General features: G+C 56.3%; 12 protein-coding genes and 3 tRNA genes. 3 read left to right on the top strand and 12 right to left on the bottom strand.

Going from position 1 to position 10,786, the window contains the following annotated elements; all coding sequences use genetic code 11:
• The coding region (gene recJ, locus ACMLHG_RS15435) for a single-stranded-DNA-specific exonuclease RecJ (protein WP_417171071.1) at positions 1-1,681 on the bottom strand (1,681 nt) is incomplete at its 3' end.
• 200 nt (positions 1,682-1,881) lie between these two features.
• Between recJ and ACMLHG_RS15430 the strand changes: the two genes are divergently transcribed.
• From ACMLHG_RS15430 to ACMLHG_RS15420, 3 genes are all read left to right on the top strand, one after another.
• A tRNA-Leu gene (locus ACMLHG_RS15430) sits at positions 1,882-1,967 on the top strand.
• 61 nt (positions 1,968-2,028) lie between these two features.
• A tRNA-Gly gene (locus ACMLHG_RS15425) sits at positions 2,029-2,102 on the top strand.
• 4 nt (positions 2,103-2,106) lie between these two features.
• Positions 2,107-2,191 (top strand) — tRNA-Tyr (locus tag ACMLHG_RS15420).
• Between the two features lie 574 nt (positions 2,192-2,765).
• Here ACMLHG_RS15420 and ACMLHG_RS15415 read toward each other — a convergent pair.
• From ACMLHG_RS15415 to ACMLHG_RS15365, 11 genes are all read right to left on the bottom strand, one after another.
• A complete protein-coding gene (locus tag ACMLHG_RS15415) occupies positions 2,766-3,872 on the bottom strand; it encodes a DNA-methyltransferase (protein ID WP_417171070.1) in 1,107 nt (368 codons plus the stop codon).
• Between the two features lie 16 nt (positions 3,873-3,888).
• Positions 3,889-4,506 carry a hypothetical protein gene (locus ACMLHG_RS15410; RefSeq protein WP_417171069.1) on the bottom strand — a complete coding sequence of 206 codons (618 nt, stop codon included), beginning with the start codon at positions 4,504-4,506 and terminating at the stop codon, positions 3,889-3,891.
• Positions 4,507-4,661: 155 nt separating this feature from the next.
• Entirely contained in the window at positions 4,662-5,363 is a 702-nt protein-coding gene (locus tag ACMLHG_RS15405) for a hypothetical protein (RefSeq protein WP_417171068.1), read from the bottom strand.
• Positions 5,360-5,815, bottom strand: coding sequence for a hypothetical protein (locus ACMLHG_RS15400; RefSeq protein WP_417171067.1), 456 nt, complete (start codon positions 5,813-5,815; stop codon positions 5,360-5,362). Before ACMLHG_RS15400 ends, ACMLHG_RS15405 begins: the two co-directional genes overlap by 4 nt.
• 62 nt (positions 5,816-5,877) lie before the next feature.
• Complete coding sequence (locus tag ACMLHG_RS15395) at positions 5,878-6,399, bottom strand: phage holin family protein (protein WP_417171066.1); 522 nt, start codon at positions 6,397-6,399, stop codon at positions 5,878-5,880.
• 2 nt (positions 6,400-6,401) lie between these two features.
• The gene (locus ACMLHG_RS15390) at positions 6,402-7,196 is read right to left on the bottom strand and encodes a patatin-like phospholipase family protein (RefSeq protein WP_417171065.1); all 795 of its coding nucleotides are present in this window, start codon (positions 7,194-7,196) and stop codon (positions 6,402-6,404) included.
• Positions 7,193-7,705, bottom strand: a complete 513-nt coding sequence (locus ACMLHG_RS15385; RefSeq protein ID WP_417171064.1) for a hypothetical protein — start codon at positions 7,703-7,705, stop codon at positions 7,193-7,195. The genes ACMLHG_RS15390 and ACMLHG_RS15385 overlap by 4 nt, the downstream gene beginning before the upstream one ends.
• Entirely contained in the window at positions 7,705-8,271 is a 567-nt protein-coding gene (locus ACMLHG_RS15380; protein ID WP_417171063.1) for a hypothetical protein, read from the bottom strand. Before ACMLHG_RS15380 ends, ACMLHG_RS15385 begins: the two co-directional genes overlap by 1 nt.
• A gap of 14 nt (positions 8,272-8,285) precedes the next feature.
• Positions 8,286-9,590, bottom strand: a complete 1,305-nt coding sequence (locus ACMLHG_RS15375; protein WP_417171062.1) for a hypothetical protein — start codon at positions 9,588-9,590, stop codon at positions 8,286-8,288.
• Positions 9,587-10,102, bottom strand: coding sequence for a hypothetical protein (locus tag ACMLHG_RS15370; RefSeq protein WP_417171061.1), 516 nt, complete (start codon positions 10,100-10,102; stop codon positions 9,587-9,589). The genes ACMLHG_RS15375 and ACMLHG_RS15370 overlap by 4 nt, the downstream gene beginning before the upstream one ends.
• Before the next feature lie 10 nt (positions 10,103-10,112).
• Positions 10,113-10,786, bottom strand: a 674-nt coding sequence (locus ACMLHG_RS15365) for a gp53-like domain-containing protein (RefSeq protein ID WP_417171060.1), incomplete at its 5' end; no start/stop codon positions are given.

Genomic DNA, 10,786 nt, shown 5'->3' with positions numbered 1-10,786 from the left:
TGAGCTGAGGAGTCTCCAGCCCCTGGTGGTGGTTCAACTGCGGAGTGGCAAGCACATCCAGCGTTTTCCCGTGGAACAGATGGCTCGGCCGGTTGAAAGCGATGAAATCGATCTGCCCGGTCCGGGTGCGGAGGATGCCGCGGGTATGCGAGCCGCCGACGGTGGAACAACGAGCCACCTGCACCTCATTGAATCGGTAGATCGGTTTGACGTTGCTGTGTCCGAACGGGGAAAGCAGCGCGAGATAGCGGAAGAATTCCGGCGTGAGCTCGTGGAGAAACGCCTCGCCGTCGTAGGTGATGCAGTCCTCAAGATCCGCCGAAGTGATCTGCTTGCGAACCTCCCGATCCATCGCTTCGAAAAAGTCGGCAATGCGGTCCGTACGCAATCCGATGCCGACTGCCATGGGGTGGCCGCCGTAGCGTTCCAGCAGGCCGGCAGTGTGACTGAGCACCTCCACCAGATTCAGACTGGGAACACTGCGCCCGGAGCCGTATGCGACGTCACCCTGAATGGTCAGCACAATGGTCGGCCGGTTATAGTCGCGGGCCAGTCGGGAGGCGACAATGCCGATGACGCCCTGATGCCAGTCGCGGCCGGCCACGAGCAAAGAATAGTCGCTCTGCCAGGCGAGATGGCGTTCGATCTGTTCACAGGCTTCCTGATAGATCTCCTGTTCCTTATCCTGCCGGATGCGGTTGTAAGATTCCAGCTGGGAGGCGAAGTGATAGGCTTCGACGATATGTTCGGACTCCAGCAGCTGCAGCGCGACGTTGGCGTCCCCTACCCTGCCGGCGGCGTTGATGCGCGGAGCCATGCGGAAGGTGATGTCAGCCGGAGTGAGTTCCGACCGGATCTTAGAGCTTTCGATCAGGGCGCGCACTCCGGGCCGCAGCTGTTTGCGAAGCGTCTCAATGCCGAACTTGACCATAATGCGGTTTTCGCCGAGCAGCGGCACAATATCCGCAACGGTTCCGAGCGCCACATAGTCAAGCACCTCCTCGAGACGGGTTTGAAAGCCGCCGAGGTTGTGTTCGCGTCCATATTTAATAAAGGCGTGCGAAAGCTTGAATGCGGCCCCTGCGCCGGAGAGCACCTGAAGATCTTCGAGTTCAGGATACACCTTGGGATTGATGACCGCGAGAGCCTTCGGCAGTTCCGCACCGGCCTCATGGTGGTCGGTGACGATCACATCGATTCCGCGCGCGATGGCGTCATTGACCGCATCGCAACTGGTGATTCCGCAATCGACGGTCACGAGCACCCGGCAGCTGCCGTAGGTATCGAGGGCCTTCTGTAGAGACTCCGGCGTGAAACCGTACCCGTCGTCGAAACGATGCGGGATGAACGAATGCACGATTGCGCCGTTCTGGCGGAGCACCAGGGCGAGCAGAGCGCTGGCGGTGATGCCGTCGGTATCGTAATCCCCGTGAATGAGGATTGGTTCACGACGGGCGATCGCGTCCCACAAGCGTTGCGCGGCCTCCCGGATTCCCGGGAAGCGGTAGGGATCGCTCAGTTGAGAGAGGCGGGGCGACAGAAAATCCTGAACCTGATCTTCGCCGATTCCGCGAGCGGCGAAGTAGACGGCGATCGGCCGAGGCAGAGAGAACTTCCGCTGTACCGATTCGATTTGATGTTCCAGATTATTCCCGGCAAGTTTCCAATTTTTTACACCCATTTGCACTTTCCATTGTAACAACTCATGCTATACGATAACGCCAAAATGCGTCAAGTCCAAGTAAAAAAAACAGTTTTTTTTAATTTTTTCTGTGATTTTGCATTTGAAAAAAGTTTTTTTTGAGGTACAGTATATGACATCGACAGCGAACGATGTTCGAGCGAACAAAATTCGCGAGTTGAAAGCTGATGAAAAAATAAGCCGACGTGGCGGAATGGCAGACGCGCTAGGTTCAGGTCCTAGTTCTTTCACCGGAGTGAGGGTTCAACTCCCTCCGTCGGCACCAATTTTTGATTCGGCGAAACACGAATCAATACCAGAGGGACGCTGGTTGAATCGTCCGTATTGCGGGTATGGCATAACGGCTGTGCACCAGCCTTCCAAGCTGGTTATACGGGTTCGACCCCCGTTACCCGCTCCAGCCTGGTGGGATTCCCGAGTGGCCAAAGGGGGCAGACTGTAAATCTGCTAGCACCGCTTTCGATGGTTCGAATCCATCTCCCACCACCATTTTTTGAACTTAGATAACCGTTCTGGCTAGCTCCTGAACGGTTATTTTGTATGTAAAAATGTATGTAAGGGAAAATTTTTCACTTTGCGAAAAATTGCTCCCCTAAAATTCAGCCCTCGCATATTTCACAATTCAAAATAAGACACAAAAATAGGAGGCGGGGGTGAGTAGTTTTTTCGGGGTTTGGGTGTTTTTTGTGGTATCACGACCTAGGCCGTGAATTAGGCAGGGCAAACCAATAGAAAAATGCACATTTCACGGCTTAGGTCGTGAATTAGCCAGATTAATGTTAAAGAAACGAGCATCGAAAATCAGGGGTGCTTGAAACTTGCAAGCTGCGGATGTATTATATTTGCGCTGCGTAGCCCCGCAGCCGTCATTGAGCAGGATTAGCACCCCTGGACGTGTTTACAGGCGAAAACTGTAACGACACGCCAGACCGGGTGCTGCCGCCTGGCGGGAGGGGCTACTCCATGCCGTTACAGTTTTCCACATACGCACGCTGCGGTGTGGTTGACCGTGCGGTCTCCTTGCTGCAGCGTTTTTTTTAACTTACATCGTATTAAGCAAACATCAATGTATGAGTGAAAGCCTCCTGGCGATTGCGCGGCAATATTCTGGATCACGTTCAATCAGAATACAGCGACGCCCGGTTTTCCTGGCTGCGACAGCGATCTGTCCGGAGCCCGCGAAGCAATCGAGAACCAATGCGCCGGGCCTGGTACTGGTTTCGATGATATCGCATAGCATATCGATCGGTTTCTGGCACGGATGAATCCGTTCCGGGTCTCCTGGTTTTATTGTTCGATATTGCCAGAGGTCCGTATAGTTTCGTTTCCTGGCCAGGTGAAATCGGCGAACGTGTTCATATTTTACGCGCAACGCTTCATAGGTTTCGCGGGCCTTCCGGTAACTCAGAAGCGCATCTCCATGGTCTCCCAGAGGAAGAAACGTTGCGGCAGCAAGAAACTGCTCTTCAGATGGAAATTCCCATTGCGAATAACTGAACGCGTGACGTTCAAAAACGTATCGTCTCCCGGTCAATTCAAACATTTTCGCCCGAATTTCCGCACCTGATAATCCAGAATCCCGACGAGCTTTCCGAAAATACTCGATTATCGGACGGAAAATCTCGTTTCCCAATGCCTGGATGTTCCGGTTGTACTCACCATCTGCGCCTCGCTGTTCCGCAAAAATGATCCGTTCCGTTTCAGGAAAATAGTTTCGGAGTTCCGGCAGGTGCGCTTTATTGACGACTCCGATTTTTTGTCCGTTCTGATCTCGTTTTGACCAGACGATGTGATTCAAGACGTTGAAATGACGTGTCATGATGTACTCGATCATCCCGGCATTGGTTGGCCAGGCGAACACATAAACGGCTGCATTGTGCGAAAGCATTGGTCGAACAGCTCGAAACAGTTCATCGAGCATTCTGCAAAGCTGCGACTGATTGATTCGATCCCAAGCTTCCGGCCGAACCTGCGAATATGGCGGATCAGTCAGCAAGAGATCAGCGATTTCCGGAAGTTCTGGCACAATTTCACGGCAATCGCCGCAATACAATGTTGTCGTCTCGTCCCGATAAAACGGGATAATTTTCTGCCCGAAGCCTGCAGCAGCAGAGCCGGAATTTCCGTCTTGGCTGCTGCAGGTTCCGGGCGCGGTGAATGTTTTTTTCATCGCGTCCTTTCATTTGTTATTTTTTGATGATTTCCGTCCGGACTTTTTCCGCGGCGACTTCCTCCGCGCTTCCGGAGAGGGCATTTCCCTGTTCTGGTTTATTTGACATTCCAGCGGGCGTCTGGTGCGTATGGTTTGCAAGCGTTATCAGCGCCTGATTAACGGTGAGCATGAAATCAGCGACGATCTGAAGGAAATTGTCTCCGGCACTGCCGAGCCAGATTTTCGGAGCGATTGCGTTAAACTCGATCCCGGCGGAATCGTTGATTTTCTGCAGTGCGGAGCGCGAAATATCGAGACCGGCACTTGAATCAATGTTCTGATTAACGTTTATGGTAACATTCTGATCGGTGAAAAGATTCCAGGTTCCCTGGCCGTCGACTTCGAGATAGCTTTTCGCCGTCTGCTGCCACCGCATCGTCCTTGCGTCAATTTTCGGCAGTTTCCGGAAATGCGGCAGCACGGCACGGATATAGGGGTGCGTCTGCATTCCGAATGCGAACGCGATTTCGACAATTGTTCCCGGCTGCGGCAGCATGGCAATTCCTCGATCCGGAGCGGCACCGGAGAGGGCAACGGGAACGTCACGCATGAGCGGCATTTCCTCATCGATTGAAAAATCCGTGTTCAGCAATCGGCAGTCAACCGCGTATTTCGGGGTAAATTCGTCGCAGGTCTCGCCGGCGGCCGGAGGGTCGGGGATTCCGGTGACGATTGCGAGAATCGGCAGATGGAGACCGGCAGCCAGTTCCGGGAACAACTTTAAAACCGTTTTTCTGATGAGCTCTTTCAGCATTGAAAATTCATCCTCATTTTTTCGCCCTGCAGCGTGATACTCTCAATCCGGACCAGATCGGAATCCCCTATCCGGATCCGGCGTCCCGGGCGAAGATCCGGCAGCAATGGACAATCCGCGCCCGCGGCGGACAGGCCGGTAAAGAACCGCTCCGGAATCACCAGCACGGAACCGGCGCCGGCAAGTTCCGATCCGGAACCGACGAACACGGTTCCGTCCGGCTGATTCATCCACACGAAATCGGAAATGCGGAGATGTTTCCCGACCAGATCGAGCGCCTCGTATCCGCTGCCCAGGTTAAAGAAAAACGCGATCGGCGTATCGTTCCACTCTTCCGCGCCGGGGCCGAAACGGAACGCGATTCCGGTCAGTCTTGAAATTTCCTCCAGAACGCGGGCGGCGGAGGTGTGCCGCTGCGAAATCGTCCATCGGCGGGCCAGCAACGCGGAATATTCACGCGCGACGATTCGCCACTGCCTGGAATCGATCCGGCGGCAGCTCTCGATATAGCCGGAAAACCAGAGCGCGGCGGATCCGTCCAGCCCGAGAAAAAATTGCACGATCTCGCCGACGGCCGGGCGCTCGGCCTGAATGACGAACACTGCCCGCCCGGGGCCGGACATATCGAGCACGGCGCTTTCCGAGACGAGTTTCTGTTCATTTCCTGAAACTGTCAGCTTTTTGACGTATTTCATTCCTGCGCGGTTTCCCTGACGATCTGGTTGATTTTCGCAGCATCGGTGGAGCCGACCTGAATTTCTCCATCGATCTGCGGAGCGGTTTGGGCGGCGTTTTCGTTAGCACGTTCTTCGCGCCGTTCCGCGACGGTGCGGAACTCCTGCAGCTGGAACGATACCTCGTAAACGCGCATGGAATCGGATTCTGCGGCGCTGAGATCGCCGGAAAAAATGACGTTCCGGATACTCATCGCGTCGCACAACGCATCGGAAACAGCGTAGACAATCGGCTCATCATTTGCGTCGCACGCCCGGGCGACTTCGAGCAACTCGGCGAGATCCTCTTTTTGCGTGATCGGTATCTGGCAGGAGACGTTGACCTTTTGAGGTTTCGCCCCGGCATTGGCGAAACTCGAATCAGACGACTGTCCTGAAAGATCCTTTCGTTCCAGGGAAATCGAGGCGCTCACCTTGACATTTTTACCGGGGACAGTGATCGTCCTTCCTCCACCAGAGAGTATCATGATTCCACCTACTTCACCGCGGACACATGAAACGATTTTCCTTCCGACCAGTCCGGTACGCCGCTTTTGACCGTTTCAACTTTGACCGGACCATATTTCCTCCCGCCGATTTCGACCATGTTCACATCGGACGGTTCATAATATTCCCGGTGCGTCAGCTCCTGGCGGCATCCGGAAAGGGAGATCACGACGACGATGGCGGAAACGGCGATCATCAACGGCAGCAACGGCAGCCGGTGAAAGAACCTTGCCAGCGTGTGACAGCGCTGAATCAGCGCGCTATCGAGGATCGACATGATTCCCCGGGCCGAATAACCGGCCAGCGCGATTGCGGCGGTCCGGAGGTTGTCGGAAACGACATATTCACGGCAGATCCAGTGCATCAGCAATCCGGCGAAAATGGCGATCAGCACCTCGGTCACGCCAATTTTGAGGTTGTACGGCTCCCCGTGTTTTTTCCCGGTCAGCGTCCGGACAAACCCGCCGAACCCGGCCAGAAGCACAACACCAAAGAGATCTTTCATCAGCATTTTCACGGTATCTTTCCTCCGTTTTTGAGAATTTCCGCGGCATAATTGCGCGCATGTTCGATCAATCCGTAATTCTCCGACCAGTCCAGCAGCGAGGAGGCGAACGGCGGCGGCTGGAACATGGTCACGTTCGGAAGCTGGTGCCAGCCGGATTCGTAGAGCTGGCAACGTTCGCGATCCATGGTCTGATAGAACGCCTCGATTCCGCGCCCGATTCTGGTTGCCGGTTTATCTCCCGGCGTGTCGTCGTTGCACAGCAGAATAAAAATATGTTCGAACTCCTCGATTTCGGAAAACATCGGGGTCGGGATCAGGTTTTTCACTCCACCATCCACGAAGTGTTCATTGCCGATTTTTACGGGACGAAACACTTCCGGAATTGCAGCGGAGGCCATGACGGTTTCCGGGGTTGCGTCGCACATCAGCGACGCATAATCGCGGAGGCGTGTCACGGCAACCCGCACCGTGTGCCTGGCTGCGTCGGTCATGTTGTCGAGCAACATCTGATACATGCCGTCCGCGTTGAAAATGTGATCGACCGACATTCCGAACAGAGAGAGAACCTGATGCATCCAGCAGGGACGGAACAGCGTTCGAACGGGCGTCGCGCGAATCATTTCTTCCAGCTTCTTCCCGTCTATGCCGGACGCATGCAGCGCGGCGACTGCCGATCCGGCGGAACAGCCGATATACCGGTCGATCCGGATTCCCGCGGCATCGATTGCCTGGAGGATTCCGGTCGCACATTCGATCTGGCGGCATCCGCCGCCGGCGATTACTGCAAGGACTGGTTTCATTTTCTCCATCTCCGTTGAAATGCGACGCCGTCATGCCAGGCGATGGTCTGTTCCACAATGTGCTCGGCCTCCCTGGCGATCCGTTCCGCGTCTCGTTCCAGCGTGAACGCCCGCAGCAGAGGCAGAGAGCAGAGCACATACAACCACCAGCATTTCCGGAACTGCCAGGCGTGCCGCAGCTCATGGATCACGGTCACTGTCATGAACTGCGCCCAGGAGAGCCGCGACTGTTCGACAAGACGGGCGGAAACAGCTGCAGGTTCCGGTTCCGATTCCTCCCCCGCGTCGGCCGGCATCAGATAGATCGTCCACGGCTTCGCAGGGAGGAATGCCCCCATCACCGAATCGGTCATACTCTGACACCAGCGCAGATTGAAGCGGCGGAACGGAAAATTGCGCAGCCATTCCCCGGCAGGAGTTCTGCAATAATCGTCCAGCACACGAAAAACCGCGGCGGATTCATCCGGCGAGAGCGGAACACTGTTTCTCAGGGAAAAAACGGTGAACATCAGTCATCCTCCGGCTGCGGCTCGGCGGTATCCGGCTCCGGTTCGGCGGTATCCGGCTGCGGTTCGGCAGGCAGGTATTTCACAAGTTTCGGCATCTGGAGCCAGGCCTCGTAATTTGCCGTCATGCAGCCGCACGCTTCGAGATTGACAACGATATCCTGGAACGCGGTGCGGATCCGTGCGGCAAGTTCCAGCCGACCGGCGGCGTCGAGATCTTCCCGGGCCTGCAGCGCGGCGTCGATCTGGTCGGTTGTCGCATCGTAGGGGAGCGAAAGATCGTCGAGATAATCGCGGTACTGGCGAACGCGCGGAATGAGATCCGGATTCCCGGCATAAAGTTCTGCATAATAGACCGTGTCGAGCTGCTCCTGCGTATAACCGACGATTTCGAGATCGAGCTTTCGGAGTTCCTCCTCCGGAATCAGTTCGCCGTTGACGTAAAGCGGCACGCTTACCGGGGTCGGGACCGGGATCACCCGTTCGATGAATGCGGTTTTCAGATCAAATTCCTCGCCGGTTTTCACATCGCGGAATTTCCGGAGTACAATTTCATTGTTTTCAGACATGATACAGGTTCCTTTCATGCAGTTGCTTCGTGTTTGATGAAAATTTTATCGTCGATCTGAAAGATTGTGAAGAGATCGATCCCGGAACTCTTGAGGCTCGGCTGCGATCCGATCCAGTGCCAGGCGGCGGGGAAAAGAATTTTGTTCCCGCCGTTGTAAATTACGAGTTCACCGCGGTCTCCGTCGCGCCAGTTTTTGAGGACCGGCGTAACGCTGCCGGACGGGGTGAATTTCCAGCGTCCGGCGTGTCCGTGATCGAGGACCAGCGTATTTCCGGACGCAGTGACGGTTCCGGGCAGCAGGTGGCCGGAGATGGTCACGCTGAAATCCTGCTCCGGGATAAACTCCGCCTCGCCCTCCTGAGGATAGAGCGGGTTTTTGATCGCACGATTCGGCTGAATCAGAATCGCGATAAAATTCCGGTCGACGCTTCCCGCGGAAAACGCGACGGCGCCCTGATTTTCGACAGCGTCGTTCAATTCGCCATGACTGCCGACGATCGCGGAATATTTCGCATCGGTTCTGACCTGCCGCCCGATGGCGACGGAATATTCCGCGTTCGCCTCGGCCAGGGCGCCGACGGCAAACGTGCCGCGGCCGGCCGCCCTGCTCCGGAATCCGATCGCAACGGCGGAATCTCCGGCTGCCTCGCTGCCAGATCCTGCGGCGATACTGGAATCGCCGGAGGCCGTGGTACTGTTTCCGATCGCGGTGGAGAACATGCCGGAGGCCGTGGTATTGGTTCCGGTGGCGACGGCTGCGAGATTTTTCGCCCGTGTCATGTTGCCGACGGCGAAACTCATATCGCCGCGCGCCTCACAGAGGATTCCCTCGGCATGGGAGCCGAATCCGGAGGCGATGGTCAGCGATCCGGAGGCGAACGAATACTCACCGGAGGCAAAACAGAGATCCCCGGCGGCGAACGCGGTCGCCTCCCTGGTCAGATCCGGAACGGCGGCGATCCATTCGGAGGCGGTTTTCAGCTGTTCAGTTTTGAGGGAGAGATCCCGGTCGATCGTAACGGTGCGCGCCTCGGGGTCGACGGCGACGATCGAGAGTTCGCGGGGGCTGTCTTCGTCATCGGCGCACGTCCACAGGTGGATCGACATTCCGGCGGCGAGTTTTCCAGGCTCTCCGCCATCGGCCGCGATGGTGAGTTTCCGCGTTTCCGGATCGAATTGGGAGATTTTGAGCTGATGGCCTCCGGCGACATTGCGGGTACCGGCGGCGAACGCGGTGTCGTTGAGTACCGAGCAGCCGATGCCGGTCAACCGGTATTCCGTTTTTGCGGGTTGCGGCAAATAGAGTTTGACGTTCACGGGGTTTCCTCCTGGTTGTTCTGCTGCACGGCGAGTGCCGCGGCGGCTTCTTCATTCAGTTCTCGTATCGTATAGGGGGGAACATTTTCCGGGTCCGGCGCGAGGTTGATCGAGCCGAGTTCCTCGATATCGTGCGCGGCGTCGATCCGGTCGCGCACCTGGTAATAGTCAGACCAGAGCGCCATCACCCATTGCTGAACAGCGGCACCTTTTGCGCTGCCCTGTGCGGCGCAGACGGTGGCCAGCGTCAAATCTTCTGCGTCGACATAGCGCTGCTGGTGTTGTTTGTAATTGCTCCAAAGCGTTGCACCGGCGCGCTTCTTAAGCTCATCGAGCGGCGGCACCGCCGGTTCGACGGCAATGGGAATGCCATCGGCGTCCAGTTCAATACGGCATCCACGCGCTTGCGCATCGATGAGTACACGGAACTCTGCTTCTGTGAGCTCCACGGCTTCGTCTGGTGCGGATCCATGAATTTCGGAATCGCGCAGTCCATCCCAAAAATATTTCATGACAACCTCCTCAATATCCGATTGCGATTACTCGCATCGGGTCACGGTTCGTCGTATAATTGCATCCGATCAGCACTTCCTCTGTCGAGAAAGATAGGATCCAAATACCATCGAATTGGTATCCGCTTGCCGGGATTGCGAGCACCGTCAGGCATTGATGCGGAAACGCGATCGGGAAGAGATATCGCTGTTCCCATAGAGTCTCGGTTGCAATTCCGGTCAGATTTCCCCACTGCAGAATCAATCCGCCGGGCAGTTTTTGGTATCCGTTTGCAACGAGAGAACCGGAAAATCCGAGATTGGCCAGCGCAGTACTCAAATTGAGGTTGTTAAGGGTGATATTCGCTTTCCCGGAAAGGTCATGCGTATGGTTGGCAGCGGCGAATTTCCCGGGGTGCGGGCTTGCGGCGCTGTTATGCGCGCTCACCGCTCCGGCGGCTTCAAATTTTCCCGGGTGCGGGCTTGCGGCGTTGTTGTGCGTGTTGACCGCAGATGTGGCGGCCCCGGCCGCATCGAACTTCCCGGGGTGCGGGCTTGCGGCGCTGTTGTGCGTGTTGACCGCCGATGTGGCGGCCCCGGCCGCATCGAACTTCCCGGGATGCGGGCTTGCGGCGCTGTTGTGCGCGCTCACCGCTCCGGCGGCTTCAAATTTTCCCGGGTGCGGGCTTGCGGCGCTGTTGTGCG

Source organism: Victivallis sp. (assembly GCF_048170485.1).
Taxonomy (GTDB): Bacteria; Verrucomicrobiota; Lentisphaeria; order Victivallales; family Victivallaceae; genus Victivallis.
This window is presented reverse-complemented; position numbering and strand designations above follow the sequence as displayed.